We start from the raw sequence: 16,430 nt of genomic DNA, 5'->3' as shown, positions 1-16,430 counted from the left end.
TTGACCATTACATTTATAAATAGAGGGTAAATTCTGTTTTTTGTCCATGAATTGTCCGGACAATACAAGAGTAGGTTGCACATAAAAAAAGGGGAGCCGAGGCTCCCCCTTGGTTTCTTATGCATCCTGCAGTTGCGTGGATAACGGTATATCCTTGCGTCCGCCAGCCTTGCTGCTCTCAACCGCAAGGTCCAGCACCTGCTGAAGATTCGCTGCATGGCGGAATGTCGGGTGTCCGTTGACGCCGGATTTCACCGCTTCTGCAAACTTGCGGTAGTTGTTTGGCGTCGGGCTCAGTTCAACCTGCTCCCACTCTGCCTTTTCCAGATTAGGGCCAGAACAAACGAACAGCTCACCCAAGTCACCCGTGTTGGTGACTTTGATGCCGCCCTTTGTGCCATGAATCTGAAGGTGCAGATCGTTCATGTGGCCAGAGGCAAAGCGGCTGGCGTGAACGACACCAACAGCACCCGATGCTGTTTCAGCCATCATGGTGAAGCTGTCATTGGCATCCAGCTTGTACTCGCCAATCTGATTGCCCGGTGCTTTGTCGAAGGTCTTCAGATGACAAGAGACAGACTGATACGGTGCACCGATGGCAAAGCCAGCAAAGTCGAGGATGTGAATGCCCACATCCCCCAAAACGCCAAGTGAACCGTGGGATTCAGACAGGCGCCAGAGCCACTTTTCTTCTTTGTCCCAATGGCCCCACGCAGGCTGGGTCAACCAGCTTTGCAGGTAAGAAGCCTCGAAGTGACGGATCTCACCAATCTCGCCAGCAGCAATCAGGTCATGAGCTTTTTGAAGCGCGGACACGTCGCGATAGGATAGGTTGACCATGTTGATCAAACCAGCCTGATCTGCCGCAGTTGCCATCTCATCTGCATCAGCGAAGTTGCTTGCCAACGGCTTTTCGCAGAAGACGTGCTTGCCAGCAGCCAGAAGCGGCATAGTGGTTGGGTGGTGCACGGCATCCGGTGTCACGTTTGCCACCGCATCAAACTCACCCCATGCAAGAGCATCTTCCAATGAGGTGAAGCGCTTCTCGATGTTATGTTCATCGCAAAACGCAGTCAGACGCTCTTCGTTGCGGTCGACACCGCCGACGATGTCTACGCCTTCAATTTCGCCGAACTTCTTGGCATGGCTGTTTGCCATGCCGCCAGTTCCTACAATGACCAGACGCATTACCGGTAACCTTCCTCGCCAGCTTTATGCAGACGTGGGCCGCGTTCTTCGATCTTTTCAGGAGCCTGATCGACCGGAACGTTTGGAGCTGCATTTGGGTCTGCCACGCGTGGCTGCGGGTTGTAGGCCCACTTCACGCCATTGGCGATAACGCGCTGAACGGTTTCATTGTGATAGGTTGGATAGGTCTCGTGACCCGGGCGGAAGTAGAAGATGTTACCCGCACCGCGCTTGTAGGTCAGGCCGGAGCGGAACACTTCGCCGCCCTGGAACCAGCTGATGAAGACAGTTTCAAGCGGCTCCGGCACACCAAATGGCTCGCCGTACATTTCTTCGTTTTCCAGCTCAAAGCTGTCCGGAATGCCTGTAGTGATCGGGTGGTTGCGGGATGTCACCCAAAGACGCTCACGCTCGCCAGCTTCACGCCATGTCAGGTTACAAGGTGCGCCCATCAGGCGTTTGAATGGTTTTGCAAAGTGCGCGGAGTGCAGGAAGATCATGCCCATGCCGGACCAGACGCGCTCGCACACACGCTCAACAATCTCGTCAGACACATCGCCGTGTGCCGCATGGCCCCACCAGATCAATACATCTGTGTCTGCAAGGCGCTCTTCGGTCAGGCCGTGTTCCGGGTCCTGAAGAACGGCGGTTGTGGCAGAAATTTCTGGATCATTGTTCAAAGCAGCAGCGATGTGATTGTGCATGCCATCCGGATAGATGTCTGCAACAATTTTGTTCTTTTGCTCGTGGACGTTTTCGCCCCAGACAATGGTCTTAATCATTGGCGTATTCCGATAAATGTGGAGTGTCTTGCCTGAGGACCAGACAAAACGGCCATATGGAAAAGGGCCTTCCTCATTGCGAGAAAGACTGCGGAATTGTTCATTTGTGTAGGTGCGATGCTATCGCGTCTTGGGACCGCAGAACGCGGTTGACTTCAACTCTGCTTCAACCTTGGTATGAAATGCCAATGAAATATCAAGAAATTCACCGAAACATTTGTTGCAGTGCAACCGATTTACTGCGCACTATGGAACCCCTCTAAGTAACCTCAAGTTTTACGGGGATTCCATAGCTAGTCACCTCATTTTCTAGAAGGTTTTACGGACTAGGAGTTCACCAAAGCTTCATCAAAGGTAAGCGTCAACGTTTCCCCCGCGACAGTATTTTGCGTTGCCACATTAAGTTGCAGGGTTGCATCGAAGCTAGACCCAGCAAACGGCAGTTTGCAAAGCACCTTAAGCTCGCCGCCATGATGGCTGACAATCTTGGCCTGAGTTGGTTTGCCGTGCTGCCAGTTCAGGTCAACTTCAAACCCACCTCTCGTCCGCAGACCCCGCACTTCACCCTCAGGCCAAACGCTTGGCAAGGCGGGCAGAAGTTCGATGCCGTTGTGTGTGGTGTTCATCAGCATTTCGGCAACACCGCGTGTGTAACCGAAGTTGCCGTCAATCTGGAACGGAGGATGGGCGATCATGAGGTTGCCATAAAGGCCGCCATCTTCACTCTTTGGCGCTTCATTTTCCACCCGGTTGAACATGTTATGGATGATCTTATAGCATGGTCGCCATCACCACACGTGCCCAAAGGCAGATCTTCCAGCCCATGCTCCAGCCCGTCGCCAAATCGCCGCGGATCTCCAGAGAGCGAACGGACGCCTTCAGCAGATCTGGCGTGTCTTTGCCGATCTGATCGCACGGGAACAGGCCGTAAAGATGGGAGAGGTGGCGGTGAGTCGGCATGAACTCCTTGAAGTCCTGAGACCATTCCTGCACCTGACCTTGCGCTCCGATCTGATAAGGCAATAACCGTGCAGCCTTCGCTTCCAATGCATTTGCCAGTTCAGCATCAAGTCCCAGCAGTTTCGCGGCGGCTGCTGTGTTGGCGAAGGTCTCACGGATGATGGCGCAGTCCATGGTGCTGCCTTGATCGACCGTGATGACATGGCCGTCTTCATCCAGATATCGGTTTTCCGGGCTGGTGCTGACCTTTGGCACCAGATAGCCATCCTTGTTCTCACAAAGCCACCATTCGTAAAACTCTGCAGCGGACTTCATCAGCGGATACGCGCGGTTCTTCAGGAACTCCTTGTCGCCCGTATAAAGGAAGTGCTCCCACATATGAGAGAGCAGCCATCCTGCCGCCATTGGCCAGAAGGCAGAGGCAGGGTCACATGGAGAGGGGAGCTATCGCGCCAGATGGTCGTGTTGTGGAAGGCGCACCAGCGGGTGCGTTGAACATCTTCTTGGCTGTTCGAGCGCCGGATACAGCAAGTTCCTCGATCAGCATGAAAAGGGGTTCATGCAGGTCTGAAAGACCGGTGATTTCCGCAGGCCAGTAGTTCATCTCCAGATTGATGTTCATGGTGTAATTGGAGGACCACTGCGGGCGGCGCAGATTGTTCCAGATGCCCTGCAGGTTGGGCGGCTGGCTGCCTGCACGAGAGGAGGCAATCAACAGGTAACGGCCATACTGGAACTGTAACGCAGCGAGGGCAGGATCGCCTTTTTCCTGAAACTGTTCCAATCGCGTACTGGTTGGCAGATCAGGGATGGCATCATTGCCCAGTTTGAGCGAGACGCGGTCAAACAGTCTTAACACGTCTTCACTGTGTTTTTGCAGCATATCCTCGTAGGAAACAGAGCTTGCTGTATCCAAAGCGCTTTTCACGATCGGCGCCGGATCTTTTCCTTCCCGGCTTGGGCTCTTGTCTGGCCCGTTGAAGCTGGTCGCCATTGCGATACGGAGGGTAACTGCTGTCGCGCCTTCAATGTGCAGCTCGCCCCGTTCCGGGCGAATGCGTCCGCCTTCCAGTTCAACCGAAAGGCCTGCTTCAAAGTAAGTGCCTTCGCCGAGGCCATCCTCGCTGTAGACGATACCTCCGCGATGTCCGTCCTGCTCGTTTTCGGCAAAGGGGCGGAGTTTGCCGTCAGCGCCAAAGATCTCCGGATTTCTGTGTTGTTCCAGATCATGTTCGATACGTTCAATCACACGGCTGCTGGTGAAGGCCGGAGCCTGCCCGCGAAGGTGCAGGCGGGAATTCTCCGCTTCGTGCGTGGTGCGGCAGGTTGGGTGTGGGCTGTCGTAGCGCAGGCTGAAGGAAAGGGTGCCGGGTTTGTCTGCTGTCAGTCGCACAACAATGACGTTGTCCGGGAAACTTGCAAAACTGGTGCGCTCGAACGTCGCGCCGTTCTGCTCATAGCTCTCATGATGCAGGGAGTAGCGGATGTCCAGCGCCCGGCGGTAGTTCGAAACGGGACTGTCATCGGCCATGGTGATGAACAGGTTGCCAACCGGCTGATAGGCCTGCCCTTGCCGACCCGTCCAGTTTTGCCGCACAAATTCCTGAGCTTCAAACAGCTTGTCGTCTTTTAGCAGAGCCTCCACGTGATCAATCTGATGCGCGATTTCGGGCACTGGATAGATGCGGGTCGGTTCGCCTGAGTAGAGCGTGTCTTCATTAAGGTGAATGCGTGCGCTCAGCGGATTGCCGTAGACCATCGCCCCCAAGCGACCGTTTCCAAGGGGTAAGGCTTCATTCCAATGAGCTGCGGGGGTGTCGTACCAGAGCATGTGTGCCGGATCGGCGTTTGGGAAGAAATCTGTAATCACGATGACTATCCTAAGAAGTTCGGGCAGGTCCGGTGCTGTCCCGAACCTTTAAAATGTTGGAAATGGAAACGGAGCGAGGTGGGATTGCCGGGTCTTCTATGATGGAAAGCAGAAGTTTTCCGGTGGCTTCTCCGAGAGCGGTGATGGGTTGGGAAACTGTGGTCAGGCGAGGGTGCATGGAAGAGGCGACATAGCTGTCGTCGTATCCGATGATCGAAAGATCGGTCGGCACCGAAAGGTTCATCTCCTGAGCGGCGTGGAGAGCGCCTGCGGCCAGCAGGTCTGTGGTTCCAAAGATTGCAGTGATTTCAGGAGAGGCCTCCAGCAAGGAACGCGTTGCTTCAAAGCCAAAGGCGACCTGATCCTTTGCGTTGTGCCGCTTGATGTGCAGCTCAACAGGCTCTGGGAACTTGGCAATTGCGTGCTGCACAGCTGCCAAACGCAGATCATGTGGGCCTTCCGTGTGCCACGGTTCAAACGGCAGCAGCATGCCGATGGAACGATGGCCCTGTTCCAGAAGATGCTGAATGGCAATGTGCCCGCCCTGCACATTGTTGAGGTTGGCATGAAACTGCAGCGGATCAACCGGATAGCTCTCCACTAGCACGCAGGCCACATTTGCCTTCTCCAGACGTTGGATGAGGGAAGGGATGTGCGAGGTGTCTTTGAATGGACGTAGTAGAATGCCGCCAACGCGCATATCCAGCAGAAACTCAATCTGCTCTTCTTCCATCATTCGCTCGCCGTAGGTGTTACTCATGATCGTGGTGAAGCCATGATTGAAGAGCGTGTCTTCGGCAGCATCTGCGAAGATGGAGCTGAAATGCGTGCTGTGATCGGTCTGAAGAATGCCGACGATGCGGGTTTCTTTCTGCCGCAGGCTGCTCGCCAGTTTGTTCGGGCGATAATCAAGCTCAATAATTGCCTGCTGCACCTTTTCGCGAGTTTTGGCGTTTACAGGGCCAGTGTTGTTGATGACCCGCGACACGGTGGCCGTGGATACACCTGCTACTTCTGCTACACGACGAATATCGGTCATGCCAAAAAAGTCCTCGCGAAAATATATTATTATGCAACACTCATAGAAGTGTGGGAGCGGGTCTCGATGAATCAGAGTTTCATAAAACAGTCATGTAAAAATACGATCAAAAACATGTAAACGTTACACTTTGATATTTCACGGCTGCTATTTATGGGTTTATACTAATTTTCGGGGCGTAACAAGTGAAATTGAAACTCATAACTGTTGCAATTCTGCGAATTATATAGCTCACCTAAGGATGTCGGTATGGGAGGAGACCTGCTGGCAAGCTTCAATATAAGACGCCGATTCGTCATATGAGTGTCATGTGTAGAAGCAAAAAAGTGAAAAGGATTACAGTGATTCCAATTGCTGGTAGTCTTTACACAAAGCTTGCGGAGGAATTTTGCAATGAGTTTGAAACGTAGTCGGCAGGTGGTTTTCGCCGGAGCAGTAAGCGCGCTGGCCCTTGTGGCAGCCACAGCTGCAGCTTCTGCCAATCAATGTTCAGCATATAATCAGGCACCACTTCTTGATCAGATGTCCGGTCTGCCAGCTGTCGCGGATCGTCTGCCGGTTAATCCACTCGTTGTTGAAGGGATTGAGGGTATCGGTACTTACGGCGGTGAGATGACCGACGTTTATGCGGGTACCCGTATCGGTGATTATCGTCGTTATGGATATGACCCGCTGGTACGCTGGAGCCCGGATGGCTCCGAGGTTCTGCCAAACATCGCTGAGAGCTGGGACATCTCAGAGGATGCAACCACCTACACCTTCAAACTGCGTGAAGGGTTGAAGTGGTCAGACGGCAAACCATTCACCGCCAAGGACATCCAGTTCTGGTGGGACCACATTGAAACCAACCGCGAGATCAACCCCAAAGGGCCTCGCAAGATGTTCATCGTTAATGGTGAAGAAGCGAAGGTTGAAGCGCTGGATGACACAACCATCCGCTTCTCCTGGAGCCAGCCAAACGGCGTCTTCCTGCTGGATATGGCGTCTCCATACGGCCAGCGCGTGGTTCAGTTTGCTGAGCACTACGTCAAAGACTTCATGAAAGAACTGAACCCGGATGGTGTTGCCAAGATGATGGCAGATGCGGGTGAAGCTGACTTCGGTAAATGGTGGCTGGGTCGCATCGGCACTTACGGCAAAAACGCCGAGCACAATGACCCTGATCGTCCAACCATGCTCGCATGGCGTCCGACCGAAGCTGTTCTGGGTAAAGAGCGTTTCACCTTTGAGCGCAACCCATACTACTGGAAGGTCGACAGCTCCTGTAACCAGCTGCCTTACATCGACAAACGCACCTGGGTACTGGCGAAAGATCCGGAAGTTGCGTTGCTGAAGACTGTTCAGGGTGAGATCGACATTTCTCCGCGCAACATCTCCACGCCTCCAAACCGTGCAGTGTTCTTCGACAACAAAGAGCGCGGCAACTACCGTCTCGTGACAGCAAACAGCTGTAACTACAACAACGCGCAGTTCATGTTCGCCATGAACCATCCTGATCCGGTCAAGGCGCAGGTGTTCCAGAGTAAGGACTTCCGCATTGGTCTGTCGCTTGGCATGGATCGGGATCTGATCATCGATGCTGTGTATCTGGGGCAGGGAGAGCCATATCAGGTCAGCCCACGTCCTGAATCTCCTTACTACAACGATCAGCTGGCCCGTCAGTACACCGAGTTTGATCCTGACCTTGCCGCTGAGCATCTGGACAAGATCCTGCCTATGGGACCGGATGGCAAACGTGTTGGCCCTGACGGCAAACCGTTCAAGTTCATTGTTCATGTCAACGAAGGCTTCCGCCCAGACTGGGTGGATATGATGCAGATCATCGCAAAAGACTGGCAGGAGCTGGGGCTTGATGTGGTGGTGAGCGTGGCCAGTGATGAGATCCACATGGCCACACTGGGTCGTGCCGATAAAGAGATCACCATCTGGGTAGGTGAGAACGGCTGCGGCCAGTTCCCACTGGTGAACCTTGAGCGCCTGACCAACTTCAAAGAACACGGCAACTGGGAAGGCTGGGATGCCTGGCATGATCTGAAGAAGGATGCCAACGCGACCGTTCGTGAGGGCGTTGTGCCAACTGAGCCGCCAGCAGGCGTGAAGCGCATGTACGAAATTGCTGATCTGGTGCCAACCAAGGTGGGTGATGAGCAAACGGCGCTGATGGAAGAGTTCATGCAGCTTTCTGCAGACAACTTCCTGTCCATGGGTATTGCGTTACCGGGCGGCGGTTTCCGCTCCATCAGCAACAAGCTGCGCAACGTGCCGGACACACTGTTGGAAGGCTGGCTGTATCCGGGCCCTGCTCCGGTGAACTTCTCCAGCTTCTACATCGATCCTTACAAGAAGTAATCGATCGCCTGAACCAATCTGCCCCTTCCTGCGAGGAGGGGCAGAGCCTTGCAACTAGGATATCTGCTTTAAATGGGAATGTTTGTTGTCAAACGGGTCCTGCTGATGATCCCAACCTTGCTCGCGATTTCGCTCGTCGCGTTTTTGGTGATCACGCTGCCACCCGGAGACTATATCGACCGATTGGTTTTGGAAGCATCGTTGGATGGTGACTACATCACCGCTGCTGAAGCCGACGGTTTGCGGAAGATATACGGTTTGGATAAATCCGTTATGGCTCAGTATTTTGACTGGGTCTGGAATATGGTTGTTCATGGAGATTTAGGGCGCTCTTTCAGCTATGAGCTGCCTGTGGAAGAGCTGATCTGGGATCGGTTGGGCATGACCACCTTGCTCTCCATCTGCTCTATGGTTTTCATCTGGACCGTTGCTATTCCAGTTGGCATTTTCTCTGCCGTTCGCAAATATTCCTTCGGCGATTACATCGCCACGTTCCTCGGCTTCATCGGCCTTGCGGTGCCTAACTTCCTGCTGGCGCTCGTACTGATGTATGTTTCTTTCCGCTATTTCGGGCAGAGTGTGGGGGGCTTGTTCTCACCTGAGTATGTCAACGCATCGTGGTCGTTCGCCCGTATTGGCGACTTGATGAGCCATATCTGGATCCCGATGATCGTGCTTGGCACTGCTGGAACGGCCAGCGTGATCCGTACGATCCGCGCCAACCTGCTGGATGAGCTGCACCGTCCTTATGTTGTGACAGCCCGCGCCAAAGGCATGCCGGAACATTGGGTACTGGCCAAGTACCCGGTTCGCCATGCGCTGAACCCATTTGTTTCCAGCCTCAACGAACTGTTTGTGCAGATCGTGTCTGGCTCTACCATTGTTTCCATCGTGTTGGGTCTGCAGACCACCGGCCCACTGCTGTTTGATGCGCTGCGTCAGGAAGATATGTATCTGGCAGCAGCTCTCATCATGTTCCTAAGCTTCCTTACGGTTCTTGGAACGTTGTTCTCTGACATTCTACTTGCCTGGCTTGATCCGCGTATCCGCCGCCAGTTCAACAATGGGGGGCTGGTGATGAGTGCTGTAGACGTGGCCGGAGTTCCGGCAAACTCAAGAGCTTATGAGGGCCAGTGGCGCCTGATGTGGCGCCGTTTCCGCAAACACAAGCTGGGCATGCTGGGTGGTATCATCACACTGCTGATCTACCTGATCGCCGCTTTTGTAGAGTTTCTTGCACCCCATGATCCCAATGACTTCAGCGTGCGCAACACCTACGCGCCGCCGCAAAGCATCAACTGGTTTCTGGAGACAAAAGAAGGCACTGTGTTCCAACCCCATGTGCTGGGGTATCGGTCCAAGATCGACTACAACTCCGGACGCCGCACCTTCGTGGAAGATCCGCGCCGTGTTGTGAAGCTAGGCTTCTTCGTCAAAGGCAAACCTTACAAGCTGTTTGGCTTTATTCCCGCAGAACGCCGCCTGTTTGCGCCAGTCAAGAAGCGTGACCGCATGTTCCTTCTAGGGGCAGACCGTCTTGGCCGCGATGTGCTGAGCCGCACGATCCATGGCACCCGTGTGTCCATGACCATCGGCCTTGTTGGTGTGGCGCTGAGCCTTGTGCTTGGCGTGCTGATTGGCGGGCTTTCGGGCTACTTCGGCGGCTGGGTGGATACGGTCACGCAGCGTGTTGTCGAGTTCCTGCAATCCCTGCCAAGTATCCCGCTCTGGATTGGTCTGGCCGCTGCTATTCCGCCAGATACGCCGCCTCTGCAAACCTATCTGCTGATCACGGTTATCCTGTCGATCATCGGCTGGACGGGGCTGGCCCGTGTGGTGCGCGGCAAATTTATTTCCCTCAAATCGGAGGACTTCGTAAAAGCTGCAAGGTTGGACGGATGTTCGGTGCCGCGCGTTCTGGTACGCCATATGGTGCCGAGTTTCATCAGTCATATCATTGCAGTAGTGACGCTCGCCATTCCGGGCATGATCGTGGCTGAAACCTCTCTGTCTTTCCTTGGCATCGGCCTGCGCCAGCCCGTGGTCAGCTGGGGTGTTCTGCTTCAGGAAGCACAGAACATCCGCTCCATCGCCAACGCTCCATGCTGTTCTGGCCGGGTGTGATGGTCGTGATCGCTGTGCTTGCACTCAACTTTTTCGGTGACGGCTTGCGTGATGCTGCCGACCCTTATTCCAAGTGAGGAACGAGACCATGAAACCCTTGATTAACGTCACGGATCTCAGCGTTTCCTTCTCAGGTGATGATGGGAAGGTAACCGCGCTGGACAACATCAGTTTTTCCATTCCCGAAGGGAAAACGGTGTGTCTGGTGGGGGAATCCGGTTGCGGCAAGTCCGTCACCGCAAAGGCGCTGCTGCGTATTCTGGACAATCATGCTGCCATTGAAAGCGGCAGGATAGAATACCAGCGCGCCGATGGAGATCTGATGGACCTTGCCCAAGGCCCTGCAAAAGCAAAGCATATTCGTGCCATTCAGGGCAACGAGATCTCCATGATCTATCAGGAGCCGATGACATCGCTGTCTCCGCTCTACACCATTGGCAACCAGATCGTTGAAGTACTGCGCTGGCATACAAACCTGAGTTTTGAAGAAGCCAAGTTCCAGGCCATTGAGATGCTTCGGCTGGTGGGGATTCCATCTGCTGCAGATCGGTTTGACAGCTACACCTTTGAGCTTTCCGGCGGGATGCGCCAGCGGGCCATGATTGCGATGGCGTTGATCTGTAATCCGCGCCTGCTGATAGCCGATGAACCGACCACAGCGCTGGATGTGACCACGCAGGCGATTATTCTGGACCTGATGCGCGAGTTACAAAAGACGCGCAACATGTCCATGTTGTTCATCACCCATGATCTGGGCGTGGTGGCTGATATCGCTGATGAAGTGGTGATCATGTATCTGGGTAACGTGGTGGAGCAGGGGCCGGTTGAACAGATCCTGACCAACCCGCAACACCCTTATACAAAAGGGCTTTTGGCTTCTCTGCCACATACGGACGGGAAACGACGCGCGCGTTTGAATGCCATTCCGGGTGTGGTCCCAAGCCTTCAGAACAGACCCAAAGGCTGTCCGTTTCAGGACCGTTGTGACCACTTTGTCGCCGGCCTTTGTAACGAGAAACTACCGGAGCTTACTGCGATCAGTGGCGTTCAAAGCGTCCGCTGTCACGGGTTTGGGGCGCAGGCGGATCTTGTCCCACTACATACGTCGACCTCCCAAGTTGATGACTGCTGCATGCTCCAAACCCGGTAGACCGCTCGCAAGCGCCTATTCTGGAACTGCAAAATGTGAGCAAGCACTTCCCGATCCGTTCTGGCTTCTTCAACCGCCAGACCGGAACGGTGCGCTCGCTTAATGATGTGTCACTGAAAATTTGGCGCGGGGAAACCCTTGGTCTTGTTGGAGAATCTGGCTGTGGCAAGTCCACATTGGGGCAGACCATTATCGGTTTGCACAAGGCAACGAATGGCAAGGTGATGTTCCGCCCTGAGGAGGAAGAGGTTGAGCTGACCGGTAAAACGGATAGCCAGCTGCGGCCTTACTGGGCGGATATCCGTATGGTGTTTCAGGATCCAAACTCCTCGCTCAACCCGCGCATGGCGGTCTACGACATCATAGCCGAAGTGCTGCGTGTCGGGCAGGAGCTGAAGAGCACCAAAGACATTGAAAAGCGCGTGCTTGAGGTGATGGATAAGATCGGGTTCTCAAAAGAATTCCTGAAACGTTATCCTCATGCCTTCAGTGGTGGCCAGCGTCAGCGCATCGGCATCGCCCGCGCTCTGGCGCCGTATCCAAAGGTGATCATTGCTGATGAAGCGGTATCTGCGCTGGATGTTTCCGTACAGGCGCAGATCCTTAACCTCTTGAAAGATCTGCAAGAAGAGCTGAACCTCACGTACCTGTTCATCAGTCATGACCTGAGCGTGGTGGCGCATATCAGTGACCGTGTTGCGGTTATGTATGCGGGTCGGATTGTGGAGCTGGCGGACACTGAGGCGATCTTTAATGCCCCGCGGCATCCTTATACCGAAGCGTTGATGAGTGCGATTCTGGAACCAGTGCCAAATGCCCATGCGGATGACACGCGCATCCGATTGGAAGGCAATGTGCCAGACCCGGCAAACTTGCCGAAGGGCTGTCCGTTTGCGCCGAGATGTCGTTATGCCACAAGCATTTGTGAGGATTCTGATCCATCACTTGGTGAGATCAGCACGGACCATATGCTTGCTTGCCATCACCCTGATGTGGTGCAAAATACGCCCGCGGACCAATTGGAAGTGATGGCGGGGTAGCACCGATGGCAAGTATCCGTGATGTGGCAGAAAAGGCAGGCGTTTCAACGGCAACCGTTTCCCGGGTGTTGAATAAGGACGAGCGGGTGAAGGAAGAAACCCGCGCCAAGATTCAGGCTGTGATTGACGAGTTGGGGTATCGCCCCAACCGTCTGGCCACGTCCTTGCGCCGGCAGGATTCCAACCTGGTTGCGCTGTTTCTGGAAAACCAGAAATCCCCGTTTGCGACCATGCTCTATGCGTCCATCGAAAAGACCCTGCATGAGGAAGGCTTCAAAGTCCTCTCCTGTTGCACACGGGGAGAAGCGGAGCGTGAACGCAAGTACACGCAGACCATGATCGAGATGCAGGTGGCAGGGGCAATCGTACGCCCCTCCAACTCAGCAGCTGAAACGCTGAAGAATGTTAAACGCTTGCAAGCGAACGATATTCCGACGGTCTATGTCGATATTCTGCCCGGTCGGCGCTCCGAATCCTTTGTGGTTTGCGACAACACTGAAGGTGGGCGCATTGGCATGCGCTACCTAGTGGCGTTGGGGCATAAACATATCGGCGTGCTTGCCACCAAGGCAGACCATGACCCGCGTCGGGAGAGTGTTGGCAACCTGCGCATGCGGGGGCTGCTGGAAGTTGCCCGCGAATACCAGATTGAAAAGTCGGTGTATCTGCCGGAACCCAATGAGCGCAAACGGTATGATCTGGGGTATGCGACAGCCAACGAACTGCTGGATCAGAACCCTGAAATAACAGCGCTTTTTGCGATAACGGATACGGCAGCCATTGGTGCGATGCATGCGTGTTTTGACCGGGGTTTGCGCGTGCCGGAGGATGTCTCCATCCTTGGGTATGATGGCATCCCGATCAGCAGCATCACCTCGCCGCAGCTCTCCACCATCCAGCAGCCGATTGCTGAGATGGGAGCATCGGCGGCCCGCTATATCATTGAAAAGATACGCAATCCTTCTAGCAAGCGCCTGCATGAGACCAAGCCCGTTGAGCTAAAACAACGGCGTTCCGTTTCCCATCCTCGCAAGGGATCCCTTCCTCTTTCTACAAGCGCTGCATAAAGCGCCAGCCTTCTTCCCAGACAAGAAGAACAAGGAGTTTCAATTGAATATTTCCGCAGCCCCTCTGTCTTTTTCTGAGGCAACATCAGCAGATATCGCAGAGCTGGTGAAGCAGCATGCGCCTGTTATCCGGTTTGATGACAAAGAACCTTTCCTCCGTCTGCACTGGGATATACGCTCTATGATCAGGACGGAGTTTCCGTCTCAAGTGCCCAGAAGATAAAACTAAACGGTGCTGCACTTGCCATTGAATACGCCATCTGGTGGGACTGGGATATCCAACACCTTTATGAGCTGGAACACATCTGGGTGTACCTCTCCGAAGTGGGTGAAGTGGTGCGTGTAGAAGGCAGCGCCCATGGCTGTGCGGGGGAATTGAGCACTTGGAACGGTCAGGTGCCGATGGAAGAAGGGCGTGTAACCCTTTATTCTGAACCGGGAAAACACGCTTTTGCAGCAAGTTCTGAAGCGCTGCGCTCCAACTTTGCGATAACGACCATTTGCTGTGGTGAGCGGGCAGGTTCTGGCACCATTCTGGTGCAGGATATGTTTGCCGCGGAGCTGGCTGATCTGAAGCCTTATGATCACCATGTTGCGCGTAAGTATATGGAATCTAAGGCCTTCAAACCATCCTATCATTTCGATCAGATCTTCGATCTGCGCTCTGTTGAGATGATGCCTTGGGAGGAGCTGAAGGCTTCAATTCCATCTCGGGTTCGCGCTGTTTTGAAAGAGCTGCGCAGTGAGGCGAAAGGCGTGAAGGCGGTGTTCCTTGATAGCGGGGATACTTTGATTGATGAGAGCTCCCAGATTTTCGTGGAGGGGGAATTAGTGCTCTCCGCAGAGCCGATCCCGGGCGGGGATAAGCTGGTGGACTGGCTCAAGGAGCGCGGCTACATGGTGGCGCTGGTGGCTGATGGTCTGGTCGAGAGCTTTGAGAACGTCCATAAGGCTATGGATTTCTGGCATAAATTCGATGCGCGCTCCATCTCCGAAGCCGTGGGTTGCCATAAGCCCGATCCGCGCATGTTCCTTGAAGCCGTGAAGCTTCTGGGACTCGAAGAACAGGATTATGCAGGCTGCGTCATGGTGGGGAATAACCTTGAGCGTGATGTGGCTGGCGCAAACCGGTTGGGGATGAAATCTGTCTGGATCAACTGGACCCCGCGCTATCCAAAAGAGCCTGCCAATCAGGATGAAGTGCCGGATTACACAATCGGCCTTCCACACCAGCTTCTGGACGTGCTTGAAGATATTGATGCCAAGGCATAAGGCGCTGATGTGAAAGCGTAATTTCAAATACTCTAAAGCCGCGGAAGTCATTTTCTGCGGCTTTTTGCATGAAATGCTGTCAATGCTACATCATTGTTTTCATTGCAATTTTTGCCGCCTTTTTTCCGCTCAAATGAGCGCCATGGACGGTACCGTGGTATAGGAAGTTGGTGTGCTCTCCCGCCAGTGCCAGGCATTTGCCGACAGGTTCGGATAACACATTGAAATCATAAGGATTACAGCCGACTTTGGCGTAGGAGAAAGCGCCTTTGGTGTAAGGATCCTGCGACCAGCGGGTTGCGATGTAGTGACGGGGATCCGGTGTGTCTGCACCAAACATAACACGCACCGCTTTCATAGCATCTTCAAGCATATAGTCGTGATCCATGGTCTCGATCATACGGGAATAGTTGCCGAAGCTGAGTGCGGTGAGTACGTTTGCGTCGATAAAGGGCTTATGATTGAGAAAATAATTCCAGCGGCCCTGCGTTTGCGTCATTAATCCAAAATATTGAGTGTTTTCAGGCCAGTGCAGGTCATCAAATTTCATCGCAACTTTTGTGACGTCTCCCATACCAACGCGTTCAATTGCGTTCCTATGTGTTTCGGGCAGCGGCGGGATGAACTCGATGTCCTCTGACTTGAGCACCCCGAGCGGGGCCGTGACAATCACAAAATCACTCTCAAAAATCTCCCGGTCCGTCTGTACGAACACGCCTGCGCGATCATGGTACGCGATGCGGCGGACAGGTTTGCGCGTGAGTATCGCGATACCATGGGTGAGTGGTTCCAAAAGCCGGTCGTACCCATCTACCAGCACCACATCTTCGCCCTCGAACATGTCATCCTGACTGAAGTACATGGCCGAGAGCTCGTTGACCGGGCTGCCGGTATCAAATTCGGTGTAGGCGGAGGTCATCCACTTGAACACCGGATCGCGGGACATCTTCGGCGCAATATGCTCCAACGCTTCAGAAAGGGGCATATCCTTCGTCATGCCGTTGCTGATCAGATCCAGCATCTGATAGTGCTCTTCACCCATCTTCGAGATCATCTCGTTGGAAACTGTCTGGCCACGATGGTCATAGACGGTGAAGTTGGAGTCCTTGGTGACGAAGGTTTTCTGGCCCATCTGGTCGGCGAGTTTCATGATGGGGTTGTCATCCGGCCCGTGGATCCAACCAGCCCCTTCCTCTATAGGCACGCCAAGCGCGCGGTTAGTGCGGATGCGACCGCCGATCTTGTTGCTGGCCTCCAGCACCAGCACGGTGTAGCCCGCATCCATCAGATCGCGGGCGGCGGTCAAACCGGCAATACCAGCGCCGACAATGATGACGCTTTTGCCGCTGGAGGACACATTGGGTTTGTTCAGATTCAGCTCAAACAAGCTGGTAACCACAATGGAAGATGCTGATGTCTTTAGGAAATTCCGGCGGCTAATGCTGCGTTTACGGGGAGGAATGACCATGGGAAACACTTTGGTTTGAAAGAGATGCGCCTGCAACCTTGAGGTGTTTTATCTCCACCCACAAGGGAAACTCAGGGACAGCCCTAACAAACCGAGAAAGCGTCGAGACACTTTCAAACCT

At 54.0% G+C, this 16,430-nt stretch carries 11 protein-coding genes and 3 pseudogenes; 7 read left to right on the top strand and 7 right to left on the bottom strand.

From position 1 onward, the window contains the following. Positions 1-117: 117 nt before the first annotated feature. From JCM12308_RS13120 to JCM12308_RS13105, 6 genes and pseudogenes are all read right to left on the bottom strand, one after another. Positions 118-1,188, bottom strand: coding sequence for a Gfo/Idh/MocA family protein (locus JCM12308_RS13120; protein WP_054784025.1), 1,071 nt, complete (start codon positions 1,186-1,188; stop codon positions 118-120). Then, positions 1,188-1,970, bottom strand: coding sequence for a ThuA domain-containing protein (locus JCM12308_RS13115; protein WP_054784024.1), 783 nt, complete (start codon positions 1,968-1,970; stop codon positions 1,188-1,190). The genes JCM12308_RS13120 and JCM12308_RS13115 overlap by 1 nt, the downstream gene beginning before the upstream one ends. Positions 1,971-2,296: 326 nt before the next feature. Beyond that, positions 2,297-2,728 (bottom strand): glycoside hydrolase family 95-like protein, encoded by a 432-nt coding sequence (locus tag JCM12308_RS29900; RefSeq protein ID WP_208978548.1) that lies wholly within the window; start codon positions 2,726-2,728, stop codon positions 2,297-2,299. 13 nt (positions 2,729-2,741) lie between these two features. Then, a pseudogene (locus JCM12308_RS29895) lies at positions 2,742-3,344 on the bottom strand (glycosyl hydrolase family 95 catalytic domain-containing protein); the annotation flags it as partial. 13 nt (positions 3,345-3,357) lie between these two features. Next, positions 3,358-4,800: a glycoside hydrolase family 95 protein gene (locus JCM12308_RS29890; RefSeq protein ID WP_208978546.1), complete on the bottom strand. Its 1,443-nt coding sequence runs from the start codon at positions 4,798-4,800 to the stop codon at positions 3,358-3,360. Between the two features lie 10 nt (positions 4,801-4,810). Beyond that, positions 4,811-5,839, bottom strand: a complete 1,029-nt coding sequence (locus JCM12308_RS13105) for a LacI family DNA-binding transcriptional regulator (protein WP_054784023.1) — start codon at positions 5,837-5,839, stop codon at positions 4,811-4,813. 393 nt (positions 5,840-6,232) lie between these two features. Between JCM12308_RS13105 and JCM12308_RS13100 the strand changes: the two genes are divergently transcribed. The 7 genes and pseudogenes from JCM12308_RS13100 (at position 6,233) to JCM12308_RS13070 (ending at position 14,841) form a co-directional block, all read left to right on the top strand. Then, positions 6,233-8,188, top strand: coding sequence for an ABC transporter substrate-binding protein (locus tag JCM12308_RS13100; RefSeq protein WP_054784022.1), 1,956 nt, complete (start codon positions 6,233-6,235; stop codon positions 8,186-8,188). Positions 8,189-8,260: 72 nt separating this feature from the next. Then, a pseudogene (locus tag JCM12308_RS13095) lies at positions 8,261-9,238 on the top strand (ABC transporter permease); the annotation flags it as partial. Positions 9,239-9,265: 27 nt separating this feature from the next. After that, positions 9,266-10,389, top strand: a pseudogene (locus JCM12308_RS13090) (ABC transporter permease). A gap of 11 nt (positions 10,390-10,400) precedes the next feature. Further along, the gene (locus tag JCM12308_RS29885) at positions 10,401-11,462 is read left to right on the top strand and encodes an ABC transporter ATP-binding protein (RefSeq protein WP_054784021.1); all 1,062 of its coding nucleotides are present in this window, start codon (positions 10,401-10,403) and stop codon (positions 11,460-11,462) included. Between the two features lie 35 nt (positions 11,463-11,497). After that, complete coding sequence (locus JCM12308_RS29880; RefSeq protein ID WP_244271897.1) at positions 11,498-12,502, top strand: ABC transporter ATP-binding protein; 1,005 nt, start codon at positions 11,498-11,500, stop codon at positions 12,500-12,502. Between the two features lie 5 nt (positions 12,503-12,507). Continuing rightward, a complete protein-coding gene (locus JCM12308_RS13075; protein ID WP_054784019.1) occupies positions 12,508-13,569 on the top strand; it encodes a LacI family DNA-binding transcriptional regulator in 1,062 nt (353 codons plus the stop codon). Between the two features lie 309 nt (positions 13,570-13,878). Beyond that, the gene (locus tag JCM12308_RS13070; protein ID WP_208978545.1) at positions 13,879-14,841 is read left to right on the top strand and encodes an HAD family hydrolase; all 963 of its coding nucleotides are present in this window, start codon (positions 13,879-13,881) and stop codon (positions 14,839-14,841) included. Positions 14,842-14,926: 85 nt separating this feature from the next. Here JCM12308_RS13070 and JCM12308_RS13065 read toward each other — a convergent pair whose 3' ends face one another. Beyond that, complete coding sequence (locus JCM12308_RS13065) at positions 14,927-16,309, bottom strand: flavin monoamine oxidase family protein (RefSeq protein ID WP_054784083.1); 1,383 nt, start codon at positions 16,307-16,309, stop codon at positions 14,927-14,929. Between the last annotated feature and the right edge of the window lie 121 nt (positions 16,310-16,430).

The organism is Pseudovibrio denitrificans JCM 12308 (assembly GCF_001310815.1).
Classification (GTDB): Bacteria; Pseudomonadota; Alphaproteobacteria; order Rhizobiales; family Stappiaceae; genus Pseudovibrio; species Pseudovibrio denitrificans.
This window is presented reverse-complemented; position numbering and strand designations above follow the sequence as displayed.